General features: G+C 58.0%; 20 protein-coding genes. 15 read left to right on the top strand and 5 right to left on the bottom strand.

The features are described from left to right. Positions 1 to 11: 11 nt before the first annotated feature. The 3 genes from speE to DHN55_RS14380 all read right to left on the bottom strand — a co-directional run bounded on the left by speE (position 12) and on the right by DHN55_RS14380 (position 2352). The gene (gene speE / locus DHN55_RS14390; protein ID WP_337660326.1) at positions 12 to 914 is read right to left on the bottom strand and encodes a polyamine aminopropyltransferase; all 903 of its coding nucleotides are present in this window, start codon (positions 912 to 914) and stop codon (positions 12 to 14) included. Next, on the bottom strand, positions 911 to 1408 hold the full coding sequence (gene speD, locus DHN55_RS14385; protein WP_108882172.1) for an adenosylmethionine decarboxylase: 498 nt from the start codon (positions 1406 to 1408) through the stop codon (positions 911 to 913). Before speD ends, speE begins: the two co-directional genes overlap by 4 nt. Before the next feature lie 365 nt (positions 1409 to 1773). After that, a complete protein-coding gene (locus tag DHN55_RS14380; RefSeq protein WP_108882171.1) occupies positions 1774 to 2352 on the bottom strand; it encodes a VTT domain-containing protein in 579 nt (192 codons plus the stop codon). Positions 2353 to 2582: 230 nt separating this feature from the next. On the opposite strand from DHN55_RS14380, the gene DHN55_RS14375 reads away from it, so the two are divergent. The 15 genes from DHN55_RS14375 (at position 2583) to DHN55_RS14310 (ending at position 15603) form a co-directional block, all read left to right on the top strand. Then, entirely contained in the window at positions 2583 to 3437 is an 855-nt protein-coding gene (locus DHN55_RS14375) for an IclR family transcriptional regulator domain-containing protein (RefSeq protein WP_108882170.1), read from the top strand. Positions 3438 to 3551: 114 nt separating this feature from the next. Continuing rightward, positions 3552 to 4724, top strand: coding sequence for an iron-sulfur cluster carrier protein ApbC (gene apbC / locus DHN55_RS14370; protein ID WP_108882169.1), 1173 nt, complete (start codon positions 3552 to 3554; stop codon positions 4722 to 4724). 151 nt (positions 4725 to 4875) lie between these two features. Next, a complete protein-coding gene (locus DHN55_RS14365; RefSeq protein ID WP_108882168.1) occupies positions 4876 to 5478 on the top strand; it encodes a molecular chaperone TorD family protein in 603 nt (200 codons plus the stop codon). Positions 5479 to 5556: 78 nt separating this feature from the next. Further along, on the top strand, positions 5557 to 5751 hold the full coding sequence (locus tag DHN55_RS14360) for a formate dehydrogenase (RefSeq protein ID WP_108882167.1): 195 nt from the start codon (positions 5557 to 5559) through the stop codon (positions 5749 to 5751). 80 nt (positions 5752 to 5831) lie between these two features. Further along, complete coding sequence (locus tag DHN55_RS14355) at positions 5832 to 8780, top strand: molybdopterin-dependent oxidoreductase (protein WP_108882166.1); 2949 nt, start codon at positions 5832 to 5834, stop codon at positions 8778 to 8780. Between the two features lie 12 nt (positions 8781 to 8792). Then, on the top strand, positions 8793 to 9386 hold the full coding sequence (fdh3B, locus tag DHN55_RS14350; RefSeq protein ID WP_108882165.1) for a formate dehydrogenase FDH3 subunit beta: 594 nt from the start codon (positions 8793 to 8795) through the stop codon (positions 9384 to 9386). Between the two features lie 202 nt (positions 9387 to 9588). Next, complete coding sequence (locus DHN55_RS14345; RefSeq protein WP_108882164.1) at positions 9589 to 9786, top strand: hypothetical protein; 198 nt, start codon at positions 9589 to 9591, stop codon at positions 9784 to 9786. 153 nt (positions 9787 to 9939) lie between these two features. Then, on the top strand, positions 9940 to 10983 hold the full coding sequence (locus DHN55_RS14340; protein WP_337660325.1) for a formate dehydrogenase subunit gamma: 1044 nt from the start codon (positions 9940 to 9942) through the stop codon (positions 10981 to 10983). A gap of 18 nt (positions 10984 to 11001) precedes the next feature. Then, a complete protein-coding gene (locus DHN55_RS14335) occupies positions 11002 to 12411 on the top strand; it encodes a c-type cytochrome (RefSeq protein ID WP_108882162.1) in 1410 nt (469 codons plus the stop codon). Positions 12412 to 12518: 107 nt separating this feature from the next. Then, positions 12519 to 12641: a hypothetical protein gene (locus tag DHN55_RS22375; protein ID WP_337660324.1), complete on the top strand. Its 123-nt coding sequence runs from the start codon at positions 12519 to 12521 to the stop codon at positions 12639 to 12641. Between the two features lie 90 nt (positions 12642 to 12731). Further along, positions 12732 to 12923 (top strand): DUF6494 family protein, encoded by a 192-nt coding sequence (locus DHN55_RS14330; RefSeq protein ID WP_108882161.1) that lies wholly within the window; start codon positions 12732 to 12734, stop codon positions 12921 to 12923. A 28-nt stretch (positions 12924 to 12951) separates the two neighbouring features. Next, a complete protein-coding gene (locus DHN55_RS14325) occupies positions 12952 to 13689 on the top strand; it encodes a biotin/lipoate--protein ligase family protein (protein WP_108882160.1) in 738 nt (245 codons plus the stop codon). A 3-nt stretch (positions 13690 to 13692) separates the two neighbouring features. After that, positions 13693 to 14178, top strand: a complete 486-nt coding sequence (locus tag DHN55_RS14320; RefSeq protein WP_108882159.1) for a DUF6505 family protein — start codon at positions 13693 to 13695, stop codon at positions 14176 to 14178. Beyond that, positions 14171 to 15190, top strand: coding sequence for a DUF6352 family protein (locus DHN55_RS14315; protein WP_337660323.1), 1020 nt, complete (start codon positions 14171 to 14173; stop codon positions 15188 to 15190). Before DHN55_RS14320 ends, DHN55_RS14315 begins: the two co-directional genes overlap by 8 nt. An 86-nt stretch (positions 15191 to 15276) precedes the next feature. Beyond that, the gene (locus tag DHN55_RS14310) at positions 15277 to 15603 is read left to right on the top strand and encodes a hypothetical protein (RefSeq protein WP_108882158.1); all 327 of its coding nucleotides are present in this window, start codon (positions 15277 to 15279) and stop codon (positions 15601 to 15603) included. Here the strand turns inward: DHN55_RS14310 and DHN55_RS14305 are convergent. Together DHN55_RS14305 and DHN55_RS14300 are read right to left on the bottom strand one after the other, a co-directional pair. Next, positions 15600 to 16352: an SDR family oxidoreductase gene (locus DHN55_RS14305; RefSeq protein ID WP_108882157.1), complete on the bottom strand. Its 753-nt coding sequence runs from the start codon at positions 16350 to 16352 to the stop codon at positions 15600 to 15602. The genes DHN55_RS14310 and DHN55_RS14305 overlap by 4 nt on opposite strands. Before the next feature lie 97 nt (positions 16353 to 16449). Further along, complete coding sequence (locus tag DHN55_RS14300; RefSeq protein ID WP_108882156.1) at positions 16450 to 16821, bottom strand: hypothetical protein; 372 nt, start codon at positions 16819 to 16821, stop codon at positions 16450 to 16452. Positions 16822 to 16823 lie beyond the last annotated feature (2 nt).

Raw genomic sequence — 16823 nt, 5'->3', positions numbered from 1 at the left:
CGATCAGGAAGTCACCCGGTCTCGTCAGCCTGTTGCGTGGCCTTGTCCACAATATCGGCAATGAAGCCGGGCAGGGCGAAAGCTGCCTTGTGAACTGCCGGATTGTAGTAGCGGCAGTTGAGATCAACTGCCTCGAAGCGTGCCTGCAGCGTGGCTTCGTCCACTGCGCGAAGGTTTGAATTGTCGGTCCCCCAGCCCAGCGCCATGAACCCGCCTGCATAGGTCGGCACCACGGTCAGGTAGCAGCCGGCATCGGCAAACAGGTTGGCGAAATTGAACATCGTGTTGTGCAGTTCGTCCGACTGGAACCACGGCACGCCGTTTTGCGTCACCAGCACGCCGCCGTCATTCAGCATGCGCTTGCAGTCGCTGTAGAACGAGCGGGTGAACAAAACCTCGCCCGGCCCGACAGGGTCGGTGGAGTCAACAATGATGACATCAAAGCGGTTTTCGGAGGTCGCGGCAAAGTCCTTGCCGTCGGCTATCACCAGTTCGAACCGCTGGTCGTCGAAACATCCCTTGTTGATCGAAGACAGGTGCTCGCGGGCAAAATCGATGACACCTGCATCAATTTCCACCATGACCAGTTTTTCAACCGACTTGTGCTTGAGCACTTCTTCAGCCATGCCGCCGTCACCGCCGCCTATGACCAGCACGCTCTTCGCCATGCCGTGGGCCAGGATCGGCACATGCGCCAGCATTTCGTGATAGCAGAACTCGTCGCGCTCGGTGACCTGGGTCACACCGTCCAGCCACACCACGTTGCCGAACGCTTCTGTGCGCCCGACAACCAGCCGCTGGTGCGGGGTATTGCTGTCGAAAAGTGTCTCTTCAAGACGGTAGGTTGTGCTGAAACCCGTATGCAGGTGTTCATGCATCCACACGGAGCCGTCGTCTTCTCGCTTCAGGCTCACAGGTTTGATCCCCGCAGCAGTTCAGAGACTTTCACCTCGCCGGGCCGGAAATGCTTTTTCAGCACGTCGATGCACTTTTCGGGCTGTGAATCACCGCACATGAACACATCCAGCGCGGCATAGCCGCGTTCCGGCCAGGTGTGGATTGAAATGTGGCTCTCCGCCAGGACCGCAACGCCTGACACGCCGGATACGCCCTCAGGTGTAAACGGGTGCAGGTGGATATGCAGAAGGGTTGCGCCGGCCTCGGTCACACACTCGCGCATGGCTTCATCAATCAGGTCGATATCAGCCAGTCCTTCGGCGTCCACAAGATCGATAATCAGGTGTGTTCCCGCACACGACACACCGTTCTTCACGATGAAATGGTCAGCCGGTTCCACATCGCGGTTGAACGCGACCACATTGTTTGTTGCAGCCTGTGTTTCGTCATGGGCGGTGCCTGGAGCATCCAGGTCCATCCCCAGTTGGAACAGGGCGTTGGTGTCAGTCATTTTGGGTCCCTCCCCAGCCAGTAGATGTCGTTTGTCTCGCAGGTCACAATTGACCTGCAGACGCAAAAAAGCCGGCGCATGGTCGCCACCTGAAGCTTGCCAACCCCGGGTTGCCCCGAGACCTGTCACTGCGCCAACCGCAGCAATGGCTCCCCGCGCACTAGCGGAGAATGACAAGCCGGTGTCTCCATGTTGCCGGCTTGTGTGGGCGCCATGTAGGGCCGTTTGCCGTCATGTTCAAGAGTAAAATTCCGAGACCGGAGATTTTCTGAACCTGACGGTCAATACGCCGCAGCTTGTTCAGGACAGGACAGGGTCTGGAGGGAGGTCATACAGGCCATTTGAGGTCGCTGGTTGCAAGCTGGTCACAGCGTTTCGCGTGACCGCCAGAATTTGAGCACTGCCTTGCGCGCCAGCACGATCAGCACCAGGAACGCGACGATTCCGGCAAGGACGGCGGGCGCGCGGCCCGACAGGCCGTCCATGGTGGTGACGATGCGGGTGACCCAGCTGCTGAACACATAGCCCAGCGAGCCGACAACTGTGGCCCACAGGGCGCAGGCAAGCAGGTTGGCTGGTGCGAATACCCGTGTCGGCACGTCCGACGCCGCCAGCGCCAGCATGCAGGCAGAGCGCAGGCCCCAGAAAAACCTGGACAGGACAATGAACTTTAGCGGGTGCCCGGCAAGCAGCCGACGGGCCTTTTTCGTGCGTCGCTGCAGGGTTTCGCTGCGCTCCACCATTTTCGGTCCGAACCGGCGGAACAGCTGATAACTGATCTGATCGCCTGTAGTGGCGCCGGCAAACGCGACAACGATCACCCAGACAAGATCAATAAGTCCCTGATGTGCTGCCAGCGAACCAAGCAGCAGCGCGGTTTCGCCCTCCATTACGGTGCCGGCATACAGGAGCCAGTAGGCATTGTTTACGAGTGCATCCAGCATATGGAATTGCGTTCCAATTCGGTCTGTGACAAGGTGCGGCCAGTTCGAGGCTAGGTTCTACCGGGGTTCGTTAGACCAGATGGCCCGCAGATCTTGGAAATTTTAAGGGAATATTGGGTTCTGTCGGTTCTTTTGGAACGAAGAGCGGTCCGGTTTGTGGTTTTTGATCCACATTGTGGAACAACATCGTATATACCTCTAAGACAGGCGAATTTGAATTGGGAATATCTATGCTCGAAAACCAGGTGTCGGACAAGGACAGAGACGCAGCACGGCGTGAAGAATTTCGTGTGCCAAGCAAGGAGATATTGCGGGCATCCGGTCAGGTGCAGTCCCTGAGCCGAGCACTGAAGCTGCTGAACGCGCTTTCCTATCATGCATCGGGTCTGTCGTTGTCGGAAGTGGCCCAGGAGGTCGGACTGCCCAATTCGACTGCTCACCGCCTGCTCACCACCTTGCAGAACGAGAGGTTCGTGAGATTCGATACCGAGCGTTCTGTCTGGCTCATTGGTGTTCAGGCATTCCGCGTCGGCTCGGCTTTCGTGCGCTCGCGCGATGTCGTCACTATAGCGCGCCCCTATATGCGCCGCCTGATGGAGCAGTCGGGCGAGACAGTGAACCTCGGCATTTCCGACAGGGGGGAGATCGTCTACCTGGCCCAGGTCGAATGCCAGAAAATGATGCGTGCCATTGCCGGGCCCGGCGGGCGCGCCCGGATGCATTGTTCGGGTGTCGGTAAAGCCATTTTGTCCCACATGAACCCGGAAGCCACCCGCAAGGTGCTGCATGGTCGTGAGCTGACCCGCGAAACTTCACACACACATACGTCAATCGAAGCGCTGTTTCAGGATCTTGAGATATCCCAGCAGCGCGGTTATGCCATTGATGATGAGGAAAATGCCATTGGTTTGCGCTGTGTGGCATCAGCAATCTTTGACGAACATGGCGAACCCTTGGGCGCAGTTTCGGTCTCCGGCCCGACAGCGCGTGTCACTGATCAGCGGGTGCTTGCACTTGGTGAGCTTGTCAATAAGATCGCCAATGATATAACCGCCGAATTGGGCGGCGCGCAGCGCCGGCGATAACTGCGGTACGTGAGAGGTTAAGCCCGGACTTTTCAATGGCTTGAACCGTTCCACAAACAAAAGACAAGAAACAGGCCGCCGCACGGATGGCGGGTCGCGTTCAGGGGTTTTCAGATGGTAGACAAACAACAAGTCATGGCGGCGCTCTCAAAGGTGCGCGGGCCTGATCTTGAAGGTGACCTGGTGTCGCTCGGCCTGGTTTCAGATGTGGTTGTCAGCGGCGACAATGTGATGTTTGCCATCACTGTCGAGGCATCGCGGGCCAATGAACTGGAACCGTTGCGCCAGGCTGCTGAAAAAGCTGTCGGCAAGGTGGACGGCGTCGAAAAGGTCATGGCAGCGCTCACTGCGGAGGTCAAGCCGGGCTCACGTCCGGCCGCCGGCCGGACCCCGCCGCCGGCAGGCGCCAACATGGCGCCGCCGCCGCCCATGCAGCAGCCGGGCCCGAAAGCCCAGGCGGCGCAGACAATGGCGGGTGTGCCCGGTGTGAAGCACATTGTCGCCGTCGCGTCCGGAAAGGGCGGGGTGGGCAAGTCGACCACCTCGGTCAATCTGGCGCTTGGCCTGCAGGCCAATGGTTTGAAGGTGGGCATACTCGATGCCGACATCTACGGCCCGTCGGTCCCGCGCCTGCTTGGCATTACCGGCAGGCCGGAGCCGGTGTCACCGGGCTCACGCACGCTGAAGCCACTTGAAGGGTTTGGCCTCAAGGCCATGTCGATGGGCTTTCTGGTGGAAGAAGACACGCCGATGATCTGGCGCGGCCCGATGGTGATGTCGGCGCTGCAACAGATGCTGCGCGAGGTCGACTGGGGTGACCTTGATGTCCTGATTGTCGATATGCCGCCGGGAACCGGTGATGCCCAGCTGACCCTGGCCCAGCAGACACCGCTGTCTGGCGCGGTCATCGTGTCCACGCCGCAGGACCTGGCTCTGATTGATGCCCGCAAGGGGTTGAACATGTTCCGCAAGGTCAACGTACCGGTGCTCGGCATCGTCGAGAACATGAGTTACTTCACCTGCACCAAGTGTGGCGAGCGTCATGAAATCTTCGGTCATGGCGGTGCGCGCGATGAAGCGGAAAAGCTTGGTTTGCCGTTTTTGGGCGAGGTGCCGCTGGACAAGGATCTGCGCACACGCTCTGATTCCGGCCAGCCGATCGTTGTTTCCGCACCGGATTCCCATCATGCAGGGCTTTATCGCAATATCGCAGAAACAGTCTGGGCCTCGGTTTTGGGCGATTCTGCGGGCCAGAAGCGGGCTGCGCCACGTATAATTGTTGAGTAATTTACTCCACATTACCAGATCGTGAAAGCCTGCCGGATCGGGCTGGAATGTGCTTGCCTTACGCGCCCGTGCTGCGTCATCCTGTCTGCAACTAGGAGAGGAAGGCGAGCAAGGTACCCCGTTTGAAGGGTGCAGCCTTAAAAAATTACGTATGGGTGAGGCCAAGTTAGAGCTGTCAGTTTCCGAAGAAGATGTATTGCGGGCAAACCTCTACAGGTTGCTGGCAACTACCTTGCGTGCGGGTCCGTCCCGGCACGATCTTGATATGTTTGCTGACATGCATGGAGATGACACGCCGATTGGCGAGGCGGTGGCCGCCATTACCCGCGTTGCTGCGAAATCCAGCCCGGAAGAAGTTTCCCGCGAGTATCATGACCTGTTCATCGGCGTGGGCAGGGGCGAACTGGTGCCTTACGGCTCTTATTATCTGACCGGCTTCCTGCATGAGAAACCGCTTGCGCGCTTGCGTAACGACATGGCGCGGCTTGGCATTGAAAGGCGTGACGATGTCGCTGAACCCGAAGATCATATTGCTGCGCTGTGCGAAATGATGTCCGGTCTAATAATGGGTGATTTCGGCGAAGCGCTGGATCTCGACGAACAGAAGAAATTTTTCCAGGCTCACATTGCATCGTGGGCCAAACACTTTTTTACAGATCTTGAAGGTGCGCGCTCATCGGTGTTTTACGCCTGTATAGGGCAGCTGGGCGCGGCGTTCATGGATGTAGAGGATCAGGCCTTCTTGATGGTCTGATGCCTTTTATGTGACCGGGCGGGTTGTTGCCGTCCGGATTGTCGGGCGGGCAACCGTCCAAAACTGAAGGAGCGGAAAATGGCAAAAGGAAGTGACAAGGTGGCCTCAGGCCGTCGCGATTTCCTAAAGCTTGCTGGTGTGTCCGCTGTGACCGGAACTGCAGCTGTTGCTGCCGGATCGGTTGCGGCTGAAGCTGCAGCGCCTGTTGAAGGCAATGCCGGCTATCAGGAAACTGATCACGTCAAGACGTACTACAAGCTTGCCGCATTCTAGTTTCCAACCGGAACTGAATTTGCGGAATTAAGGGACTTAAATTCAGGCGCCAATAAAGGCGCCGCATCTGGAGGAAGATCATGCTCAGGAAGAAGACGGGAGAGGTGGCGTTCGGCCCTCGACTGTCATCGGCCCTCACCGATTTAACCGGTGGAGCGATTGACAGGCGGACATTCTTGCGCCGTTCGGGACTTGCAGTAGGCGGTCTCGCGGCAGCATCGACACTATCGTCGGGAATGGTGCGCAAGGCTGAAGCAGCATCGGTTTCCGGTGCGGTTGAAATCAAGAAGTCAGTGTGTACGCACTGCTCGGTTGGTTGCACCGTGCTGGCAGAAACCACAAACGGCGTCTGGGTTGGCCAGGAGCCAGGCTATGACAGCCCGTTCAATCTTGGTGCACATTGCGCCAAAGGTGCTGCGGTGCGCGAACACGCTCACGGTGAGCGCCGCCTGAAGTATCCGACCAAGCTGGTGGATGGCAAATGGCAGCAGGTGTCATGGGAAGAAGCCATCAACGAGATCGGCGACAAGATGCTGGATATTCGCGAGAAGTCCGGTCCCGATTCTGTGTACTGGCTGGGTTCTGCCAAGCACAATAACGAGCAGGCTTATCTGTTCCGCAAGTTCTACGCTTACTGGGGCACCAACAATGGTGACCATCAGGCGCGTATCTGTCACTCGACCACGGTTGCCGGTGTTGCCAACACCTGGGGCTATGGTGCGATGACCAACTCGTACAATGACATGCACAATTCGCGTGCCATCTTCCTGATCGGCGGCAATCCTGCAGAAGCCCATCCGGTGTCTTTGCTGCACATGCTGAAAGCCAAGGAAGAAAACAACGCGGCATTCATCGTATGTGATCCGCGCTTTACCCGTACCGCGGCTCATGCCACCGAATATGTCCGGTTCCGTTCCGGTACCGACGTGGCACTGATCTGGGGTGTCTTGTACCACATCTTCGAAAACGGCTGGGAAGACAAGGACTTCATTTCCCGCCGCGTCTGGGGCATGGAGTACATCAAGGAAGAAGTCGCCAAGTGGACCCCCGAGGAAGTTGAAAAGGTCACCGGTGTTCCCGGCTCGCAGTTGAAGCGTGTCGCCCGCACCATGGCCCAGAACAAGCCGGGCACCATCGTGTGGTGCATGGGCGGTACCCAGCATACCAACGGCAACAACAACACACGTGCTTACTGTGTGCTGCAGCTTGCTCTCGGTAACATGGGCGTTGCCGGCGGCGGTGCCAACATCTTCCGCGGCCATGACAATGTGCAGGGTGCAACAGACCTTGGTGTCCTGATGGATACTTTGCCGGGCTACTACGGCCTGTCGAAAGGTGCATGGGCTCACTGGTCACGTGTCTGGGAAGAAGACCTTGACTGGCTGAAGGGCCGTTTCGGCACCCGCAAGGACAAGGACGGCAAGGACAAGGCGATGATGAACGAGAAGGGTATTCCCGTCTCGCGCTGGATCGATGGTGTCCTGGAAGCGAAAGAGAACATTGATCAGCCGGACAATGTCCGCGCCATGGTGTTCTGGGGGCATGCGCCCAATTCGCAGACCCGTCTGCCCGACATGCAAAAGGCAATGGCCAAGCTCGACCTCCTGGTCGTGGTTGATCCGTTCCCGACCATGTCGGCGGTCATGCACGGACGCAAGGATGGCGTCTATCTGCTGCCTGCGACCACGCAGTTCGAAACCCATGGTTCGGTCACCGCATCGAACCGCTCGCTGCAATGGCGTGAAAAGGTCATGGACCCGCTGTTTGAGTCCCTGCCTGACCACGTCATCATGCAGATGTTCGCCGAGAAGTTCGGCTTTGCAGATCGCTTCTTCCGCAATATCAAGGTCGAAGAGACAAAGATCGGCAAGCTGACCGTCAAGGAGCCGAGCATTGAAGACACGCTGCGCGAAATCAACCGCGGCATGTGGACGATCGGCTACACCGGACAGTCGCCGGAGCGTCTCAAGATGCACATGGCCAACCAGCACACGTTCGACAGGACGACGCTGCAGGCTCGCGGTGGCCCGGCAGACGGCGACTATTACGGTCTGCCATGGCCGTCATGGGGCACGCCGGAAATGAAGCATCCCGGTACGCCGAACCTGTACGACAACTCCAAGCCGGTGGCTGAGGGTGGTCTGACATTCCGTGCCCGTTTCGGTGTCAAGGCGCCGGACGAGTGGGGCGGTGCCAACATGCTGGCCGAAGGCGCTTACTCCGTAGATTCCGAAATCAAGGATGGTTATCCTGAGTTCACCTACGGCATGCTGCGCAAGCTCGGCTGGGACGGCGACCTGACGGCAGACGAACTTGCTGCCATCAAGAAGGTTGCCGGCACTGACGATCAGGCCAAGCTCGACAAGATCAACTGGAAGGTTGACCTGTCAGGCGGTATCCAGCGGGTCGCAATCAAGCATGGTTGTGCACCGTTCGGTAATGCCAAGGCCCGCACGGTTGTGTGGACGTTCCCGGATCCGGTGCCGTTGCATCGCGAACCGCTGTACACGCCGCGTCGTGACCTTCTGCCCAAGTATGCCACATTCAAAGACCGGCATATGCATCGTCTTCCAACCCTTTATGAATCGATTCAGAAGAACGACTTCTCGAAAGAGTATCCGATCATTCTGACATCGGGTCGTCTCGTGGAGTACGAAGGCGGTGGTGACGAGACACGGTCGAACCCGTGGCTTGCGGAACTGCAGCAGGACATGTTCGTCGAGATCAATCCGGTTGATGCCAACGATCTTGGTATCAGGAACGGAGACACGGTCTGGGTCGAGGGTCCTGAAAAGGGCAAGGTCAAGGTAATGGCCATGATCACCGAGCGGGTTGGCAGGGGCGTAGCCTTCATGCCGTTCCACTTCGGTGGCCATATGCAGGGCGAAGACCTGCGGGCCAATTATCCTGCGGGTTCTGATCCGTATGTCCTGGGTGAAGCGACCAATACGGCGCAAACCTATGGCTATGACTCAGTCACCCAGATGCAGGAGTCCAAGACCACTCTCTGCAAAATTGCAAAAGCATAAGGAGGATACAGAATGGCTCGCATGAAGTTCCTGTGTGATGCTGAACGTTGCATCGAATGCAACGCCTGTGTCACCGCGTGTAAGAACGAACATGAAGTCCCGTGGGGTGTAAACCGCCGCCGCGTCGTCACCATCAATGACGGCAAGCCCGGTGAACGCTCGATCTCGGTGGCTTGCATGCATTGTTCGGATGCACCGTGCATGGCCGTGTGCCCGGTTGACTGTTTCTATCAGTCTGCCGAGGGCGTGGTTCTGCACAATAAAGACCTCTGCATCGGTTGCGGTTACTGTTTCTACGCGTGCCCGTTTGGCGCGCCTCAGTTCCCGCAGGTCGGTAACTTCGGTTCACGTGGCAAGATGGACAAATGTACCTTCTGCGCCGGTGGTCCCGAGGAAGCCAACTCCGACAAGGAGTTCAAGAAGTATGGCCGCAACCGTCTGGCCGAAGGCAAACTGCCGCTTTGTGCAGAAATGTGTTCGACCAAGGCGCTGCTTGCAGGTGATGGCGACCAGGTCGCCAACATTTACCGCGAGCGTGTGGTTGGCCGTGGCTTCGGTTCCGGTGCCTGGGGATGGGGCAAGGCCTATCCCGGTTCCGGCTCTTAACCGCCGACATGAAACAGTCAGGAACCGCATAGCGGTTCCTGACGGTCACATCGATGATATGGACATGTCGATGATGTCCGGACAGGGCGGCGAGAAATCGCCGCCCTTGGTCCACAAGCTTGCACTATTGCCGGACTGCACTTGTTGAAATTTCACCGGCAATGGTTTTGCCGTGCCACACCTGGAAGGGGTGACTTTGTTCATGGATACGCGAACCATTCGGTTTTTCATGCTGGCGATACTTCTCGGCCTGCTGGCCGGTTGCCAGGAGCGGGAAGCCGACAATCCGTTTTTGAAAGAAAAAGGGGTTTACAGCGGCACGGCGGATGAGGAATTGAATGATGACACCAGGGAGCAATTGCGCAGGCGCATGAAAATCCAGCGCGGCGGCGGTGTGTAACAACGGCATACAGGCCTGATTGACAGAAAGAGATCAGGCAGGGGACAATCTTATACCTGACACGGGCAATCCAAGGGGATCAGCGTTATGAAATCCAGCACAGACCTAGTGAAATCCATACGTACTGTATGCTTGGCTCTCATTGCGGTAGCAATGCTTGCGATCGGCGGTAACAGCACGCCCGCAATTGCCCAGACAACCAGCCCGGACGTGGCGACTGAAGCCCAGAGCACGGACCTGAATACCGGTTTCTGGAGCCAGATCCGAAAAGGGGCTACCGGCAATGTTTCCATCCCGGACAAGAATGCCGGTGTGCTGATCCAGTCGGAAGGCGATACCGCCTATCGGTCGTTTCGCAACGGCCCGCTGAAGCTGTATGCAACCTATGGGCTCCTCGCGATCCTGTTCCTGCTGGCTTTGTACTTCCTGCTGCGCGGCCGCATCAAGATCGACCACGGCCGGTCAGGCGTGACCATGCAGCGCTTTAACGGCCTTGAACGATTTGCCCACTGGCTGATGGCTGGGTCGTTTGTGATCCTTGCACTTTCCGGCCTGAACATGCTGTTTGGCCGTTATGCGCTGATGCCGGTGATCGGCAAGGAAACATTTGCGTTCATCACCTTGTGGGGCAAGTACCTGCACAACTATCTCTCATTCGCCTTCATGCTGGGCGTGGCGCTGGCCTTCATTTTGTGGGTTGTTCACAACTTCCCGAACCGGCACGACCTGGTCTGGCTGTTGAAAGGTGGCGGACTGTTCACCAGGGGCTCACACCCACCGGCAAAGAAATTCAATGCGGGTCAGAAAATCCTGTTCTGGAGCGTTGTTGTCCTGACAATTTCCATATCCCTGTCCGGCATTGCGCTGATGTTCCCGTTCGAAACGGCGTTCATGGCAAAGACCTTTGCCGCCCTGAACGCAATCGGCTTTGAGCTGCCGACCAGCGTGACCCCGATCCAGGAACAGCAACTCAACCAGATCTGGCATGGCATAGTCGGCGTTGTCTTCATCATCATTATACTGGGGCACATCTATATCGGGTCCGTTGGCATGGAAGGCGCATTCGACGCGATGGGGTCCGGAGAGGTTGATACCAACTGGGCGCGAGAACATCACAGCCTGTGGGTTGAAGAGGAGGAGCAGAAGGCCAAGTCGGCGCCTGCTGCCGGCTCCTCCGCCGGTCAGCCGGCGGAATAGCTTGCCGAGGTTAAAAACTTGACCGGTGATCGCGTTTTCGAAGCTCTTGCCTTTAGCCTGCTGAAGATCCGGTCGGTCAGGATTGCGCAGGTGGCAATCGTCACGCTGATTGCGACGCTTAGCCTGCCGGTCATGGCTGAGATCAAGCCCGGTGAGGGCGATCTAAAAGGCCATGGCGGTCCGGTCAAGTCGGTTGCCACGTCTCCCGACGGTATCGGCATCGTTTCCGGCAGCTTTGACTATTCGATGATGTATTGGGATGTCGCCGATGCGACAAAGCCCGCCATGCGCAAGCGCTTCTCTGATCATGACGGCGCGGTGAATGCGGTGGCTGTCCTGCCCGATGGCGGGCACGCGGTCACCGGCAGCGACGATGGCATGGTGCGGCTGCTGGATCTTAAGTCCGGGGAAGTTGAGCACGTTTTCAAGGGCCATGATCTCAAGGTGGTCTCTCTCGCCGTATCACCGGACGGCAGGCTTTTGGTGTCCGCGTCGTGGGATCGCACGCTGCGGATCTGGTCGCTGGCCGAAAAGCGGCTGCTGCATGTGCTCAAGGGCCACCGCAACACGGTCAACGCGGCGGTATTTTCGACCGACGGAAAATTTGTCTATTCCACAGGCACCGACGCCACCGTCCGTAAATGGCAGGTCAGCGACGGGGCTGAAGAACGGGTAATCTATCGCAATGGCTGGGGCATCAACGTGCTGGCTGCCTTGCCCGGCGGCACGGAGCTGGCTTTTGGTGCGCTCAACGGAACCGCGGCCGTGCTGGATATTGAAAGCGGTGAAATTGCTCATCAACTGGCACAGCGCGACCGCCCCATCCTGTCGGTTGCGGTGTCGCCGGAACACAAGGTTCTGGCGTTCGGTGGCGGCGACGGCATTGTGTCGGTACATGACATGACCGACTGGACACCGGTGAAACTGCTCGACAATCCGTACGGCCCGATCTGGGCGCTGACGTTTTCCGGTGACGGCGACACGCTTTATCTGGGCGGGCTCGATGACACGGTACATTACTGGCAATTCCGCCCGGGCCGTGATTTTGAACCGGCGCGCGGCAAGTTTCCGCGCCGCTTTCAAGCCGATGAGGGCCTGAGCGTCGGTGAACGCCAGTTCGCCCGCAAATGCTCCGTCTGCCATACCCTGTCACCGGATGACGCCAATCGCGCCGGGCCGACCCTTTATGGTGTGTTCGGCCGCAAGGCCGGTACTTTGACGGGGTATGCCTATTCGAAGGCCTTGCTTGAGTCTGATATTGTGTGGAATGCAGATACAATTGGCCAGTTGTTCGAAAAAGGCCCGCAGCACCTGGTGCCCGGCACCAAGATGCCGTTGCAGAAAATGTCCAACACCGAAGAACGCGACGCCATGATCGTGTGGCTGAAAGAGCAAACTAAAACGCCGCAGGATCAGACAGCCAAGTGAAAACAGTTTGCACATAGGTGCGTGGCGTCCCTATATCAGTAGGGCAATGGCAAGAGCAGCGGCCCTGACCGGCTGCGGCTAAAGGGGAAACAGGAAGGGTCAAGACAATGAAAGCATTTGTACTGGCATGCGCGGCCATGGCTGTGATCGGTGTCGGCGCGCATTTCGGGCTGGCTTCGCTGCAATTTTCGGCGAGCAATGTGTACGCAACTGACAATGTTCGCCAATAGAACGCGACCGGTTCTGGTTGCTGTGCTCAGTAGCCATGAGCATGATCGTTGCTGAAGTGATGCCTCTAACAACAACAGGGAATACGGGAAATGGATGACGACAAGTTCAACATGTCGATGCGCAAGTTCCTCAAGCAGGTCGGCGTGACATCGCAGCAGAAAATCGAAGAGGCGGTCCGTGCGTCCGGCAAGTCTTCCGGGAGTGTCGAGGTAACGGCGACGATCACATGTGGTGACGTTTCGCTGGATCACACAGTGACCGGCAAGATCGACCTCGGGTGATGCCGCGCCAGGCCTGCAGGTTATCCTCATGAATGAAGAACCGGTTTTTCCGCCATTGCTGAACGGCATTGCCGTTGCGCCTGGAACCGATACTGCCCGGATGGCAACCGCCGCTGCAATGGCAGGTGAGGCAGGTGCCGGCGACCTGTACTGGTCGCAGTCGGAAGACCGCCTCAATATGGCGGTGGTGCTGGAACCGGATGTGCCCCTGTCGCGCGCTGTTCAGGTGCGTCATGTTCTGGCGGTGGCGTTTGGTGATGCCTTTGGCGCCATCTCGCCGCCGGAAATAGGTATTCACTATCGCTGGCCGGGCGACATCCTGGTCAATGGCGCCCGGGCTGGTGCCATCACGCTGGATGTCCCGGCCGGGCTCGCAGCAGATGATGAGCCGCAATGGATGGTGCTCGGCCTTGACGTGGCCATTACGCTTGACCTGTCCGTCGAAAACCCGGGCGAACTGCCGGATCGTACCACCTTGCATGAAGAAGGTGCAGGTGAAGTTACCCGCACCATGTTGCTTGAGTCCGTTTCACGCCATTTCCTGACCTGGATCGATGGCTGGATGAATGAAGGTTTCAAGGGCGTGCATGAAAACTGGCTGGGCCGCGCCATGGGATCGGACGAGGATATTACGGTTTCCCATGCCGGGATCACCGTGTCCGGGCGGGTGACCGGCATGGATGAAGAGGGCAACCTGCTGTTTACGCCGGCAGACAAGCCGGTGCAGGCCTTTGCGCTCGTGGAGACGGTGGAAGGGCATGCTTAAGCCATGACCAAGATATTGCGCACCATCCGGTTTGACAGTTCGGACGACAATGTGTTTGTAACGCCGGCAGGGCCGGATGAGATTGCCCTGTCCGGCGCATTTGCTTTTGCCGGCATCGGTGCCGAGGAAATCAGGGGAAAGACACGCCAGGCATTTGCCAACGGATTTCTGGCGTTGCCGAGTCTGGGACGGGCGACTTTTGTGTCCGTCGGTGAGGCGGACGAGAGTGAAGTCTCCGAGGCCGTGGAGGCGCTGGCCCGGCTGTTTGTGGAAGACTACGAGGCACCCGATCACACCGTCGCCTGCGACGCTGCGCGCGAAGAAATCGACTTTGCATGCGAACTGGCTGACGGCAAGCCGCTCAACACCTTGCTGACCGTGCACCGCACGCTCACGGAAGAAGGTGCGATCCATGAAGAGTACCGCGAAATCACACCGCCCGGGCAGGAACGCCCGCATACACGTATCTGGGATATAGCTGATGAGTGAACGTGCATGGCATTCATCCGGCGCGTATCTGCTCAACCGCCTGCCGGGTCGCGGCGGACTGGAAGTGACGGCGGATTATCTGCGTGCCTATTTCGCGCGCCCCGAACTGGCCCCGATCGAGGAAAGCTGCGAGGCAGAACGCGTGGCCCATGCCCGGCTGGTTGACGATCCATATTTGCAGTTCTCGCACCAGGAGTTGTCCGAGTTTGAAGACGTGGATGCAGGTCAGAACTACAAGGTGTTCTTGGCTTTCCGTGATCTGCTGGTAGCGTCGAAGACACTTGAAAAGGCTTACCTGTCCATAGTGCGCGGCGAAGCCGGTAATGTGCCGCCGCTGTTTGTCGAGCAGATCGTGCACGCCATTCTGGCCAGCATTCTGCACGGCCAGACCGACCCGATGCGGTGGCGCGCGGCTGAAGTTTTCTTCCGGTCGCAAAACGTGTCTGCCGATGACGGTCAACTCATGCTCGCGGATGAGGAAGTTGTCGACATGTTCGCTGACACCGGCGGCATGGGCGCGCTTGGCCAACTGGTCATGGAAGCGGAAACACCGCTCAAGCAGGTCGAGCTGGACGTGCTCGATGAAGACAACAAGCAGATGTACTGGGCTCGGGCAGAGCGCTTTGACACGGTTGTCGATTTCCGCTTCACCCAGCCCGCCAATGATGCCTTTGCCCGGGTCATCGAGCACTGGATCAACCATTTTACCGGTGTCAGTGTGCGGGTTCAGCCGATGCAGCGCATTGATGATGAAAAATGGACCTGGCATATCGGCATGGATGCGCAGGCCACCCGGTTGCTGAACAAATTGTACGAAGGCGCAGAGCTGTCGCTTGAGGAAGAAATCAGCATTATCGGCCTGTTCCGCATGGATATTCTGGATCAGCAATCGGTTATCGAGCGCGCCCGCGGAAAACCGGTCTGGCTTGGACTGGCGAAATCACAGTCCGGCAAACTGAACATGAAGCCGCAGAACCTGCTGATCAACATGCCATTGCAGCGTGGCAGTTGAGCCAATACAGTGTGCAGGCTTCGCAACGGGCAGGGACAGGTTTTGCGAAGTCGAAAACTGGGGTAAACGCGGGGAGGAACTGCGCAATGGATAGTCGTCATTTTCTGGACAGAAACGGTGCCAGGTTTTTAGCAGGCCTGATCTGTGTCCTGGCCCTGTCCGGCCTGGCTCTTACCTGGCACAAGCAGAACAACACCGATACGGCTGGCCGTCCGGCTTCCTCGGCCGGTGTAATCGGTGCAGGCACCGTCAGTGCGCCGGCGGTTAACCCGAAGTTTGAAGAATGCCGCACCAAGCGTAGCGGCGATATTGCCGACATGCTGAAAAAGGGTGTCATTGACCAGGCCAAGCACGATGACTTCCTGGCCAATGCCCTGCAGACCTGCGCCGGCATGTTTCCGCCGGAGAGCTAGAGCCTGATCGAAATGCCGCCGTCTACCGTCAGTGCGCTGCCGGTGACGAAAGACGCCCGGTTGGACATCAGGAACAAGGCGGCTTCCGCTATTTCTTCCGGGTCTGCCATGCGCCCGAGCGGATGAAGGCTTGCGATATACTCGTGTATTTCAGCATCGTCTCCGGACATGGCCGTTCTGGTGCCGCCGGGCAACAGGGTGTTTACCCGAATACCGTCAGCGCCATGTTCGGCTGACAAGGACTGCGCCAGGCCGATCAGACCTGCCTTTGAAGCCGCATAGGCCCCCATGCCGGGCATGCCGCCATTGGCGTATCCGACAAACGATGAGGTGAACACGATGGATCCGCGCCCGCGCTTTTTCAGCGCCGGTATCTGGTACTTTGCCGCAAAGAACGCACTGGTCAGGTTGGTGGCGATAACCTCGTTCCAGTTGGCTCTTTCCATGTCGGGAACCGGCACCGTTTCTCCCATCATCCCGGCATTGTTGAAGGCACCGTCAAGGCCGCCGAATTCCGCTGTTGCCAGTTGAACCAGCCCGTCCGCATAGGCTTCCGTCCGAACATCTCCTGCCAGAAAAGCCGCGCTGCCGCCGCTGTCGTTGATCCTCTTTGCAAGTTGTTGAAGTCGTTTTTCGCGGCGCGCGCCGAGAACAACGTTCGCGCCTTCAGCGGCAAACAGAACAGCTGCGGTCTCGCCTATGCCGCTGCTGGCGCCGGTGATGATGATAATCTTGTCGTTGAGTTGCATGGCCTGATCTCCAAAGGTTTCGAATGTGATCTCTGGATAGGAACGCCCGGCGCAATGATCGACCCGATTTACGGGAGTGCAGCAAGTCTCCTGACATTCACCGATAACCGATGTAGCAGAAGTACAACCCGACGATCAGGAAGCCGGCGGTTGAGACACTGAGTGTATTGCCGATCTTTTCGGTGGTTTGCACGGCCCTCTCGGGAACGGCAATCAGGACTACTCCCTTAAGCACCAGCAGGACCCCGAACAGGCTCACCAATGCTGCCTCAAGATTGTTCCACAGGAAGTGATTTCGCAGGACAATCATGCCCAGCACGAAGTGCACGGCACCGGAAAGATTGAGCAGAATGGGGTCTGCGCTGTCATTCCCCGACATCATCCGCAGATAAAACCGGCGAGACAACACCATGCCGAGGCCCGTGACCAGCAGGTAAGGCCCGATGATGCTTGCAATGAATTGGGTCATGT

The sequence above is a fragment of the Anderseniella sp. Alg231-50 genome, assembly GCF_900149695.1.
Taxonomy (GTDB): domain Bacteria; phylum Pseudomonadota; class Alphaproteobacteria; order Rhizobiales; family Aestuariivirgaceae; genus Anderseniella.
Note: the sequence above shows the minus strand (reverse complement) of the source record. Positions and strands in the feature narration are given on the sequence as shown.

Bases quoted from the DNA above. Each gene is read 5' to 3' on its own strand.
- speD (WP_108882172.1), bottom strand. From the start codon at position 1,408: ATGACTGACACCAACGCCCTGTTCCAACTGGGGATGGACCTGGATGCT.
- DHN55_RS14340 (WP_337660325.1), top strand. From the start codon at position 9,940: ATGCTTGCGATCGGCGGTAACAGCACGCCCGCAATTGCCCAGACAACC.
- DHN55_RS14345 (WP_108882164.1), top strand. From the start codon at position 9,589: ATGGATACGCGAACCATTCGGTTTTTCATGCTGGCGATACTTCTCGGC.
- DHN55_RS14300 (WP_108882156.1), bottom strand. From the start codon at position 16,821: ATGACCCAATTCATTGCAAGCATCATCGGGCCTTACCTGCTGGTCACG.
- DHN55_RS14380 (WP_108882171.1), bottom strand. From the start codon at position 2,352: ATGCTGGATGCACTCGTAAACAATGCCTACTGGCTCCTGTATGCCGGC.
- DHN55_RS14310 (WP_108882158.1), top strand. From the start codon at position 15,277: ATGGATAGTCGTCATTTTCTGGACAGAAACGGTGCCAGGTTTTTAGCA.
- DHN55_RS22375 (WP_337660324.1), top strand. From the start codon at position 12,519: ATGAAAGCATTTGTACTGGCATGCGCGGCCATGGCTGTGATCGGTGTC.
- DHN55_RS14360 (WP_108882167.1), top strand. From the start codon at position 5,557: ATGGCAAAAGGAAGTGACAAGGTGGCCTCAGGCCGTCGCGATTTCCTA.
- DHN55_RS14365 (WP_108882168.1), top strand. From the start codon at position 4,876: ATGGGTGAGGCCAAGTTAGAGCTGTCAGTTTCCGAAGAAGATGTATTG.
- DHN55_RS14330 (WP_108882161.1), top strand. From the start codon at position 12,732: ATGGATGACGACAAGTTCAACATGTCGATGCGCAAGTTCCTCAAGCAG.
- apbC (WP_108882169.1), top strand. From the start codon at position 3,552: ATGGTAGACAAACAACAAGTCATGGCGGCGCTCTCAAAGGTGCGCGGG.
- DHN55_RS14325 (WP_108882160.1), top strand. From the start codon at position 12,952: ATGAATGAAGAACCGGTTTTTCCGCCATTGCTGAACGGCATTGCCGTT.
- DHN55_RS14305 (WP_108882157.1), bottom strand. From the start codon at position 16,352: ATGCAACTCAACGACAAGATTATCATCATCACCGGCGCCAGCAGCGGC.
- DHN55_RS14320 (WP_108882159.1), top strand. From the start codon at position 13,693: ATGACCAAGATATTGCGCACCATCCGGTTTGACAGTTCGGACGACAAT.
- DHN55_RS14355 (WP_108882166.1), top strand. From the start codon at position 5,832: ATGCTCAGGAAGAAGACGGGAGAGGTGGCGTTCGGCCCTCGACTGTCA.
- DHN55_RS14375 (WP_108882170.1), top strand. From the start codon at position 2,583: ATGCTCGAAAACCAGGTGTCGGACAAGGACAGAGACGCAGCACGGCGT.
- DHN55_RS14315 (WP_337660323.1), top strand. From the start codon at position 14,171: ATGAGTGAACGTGCATGGCATTCATCCGGCGCGTATCTGCTCAACCGC.
- fdh3B (WP_108882165.1), top strand. From the start codon at position 8,793: ATGGCTCGCATGAAGTTCCTGTGTGATGCTGAACGTTGCATCGAATGC.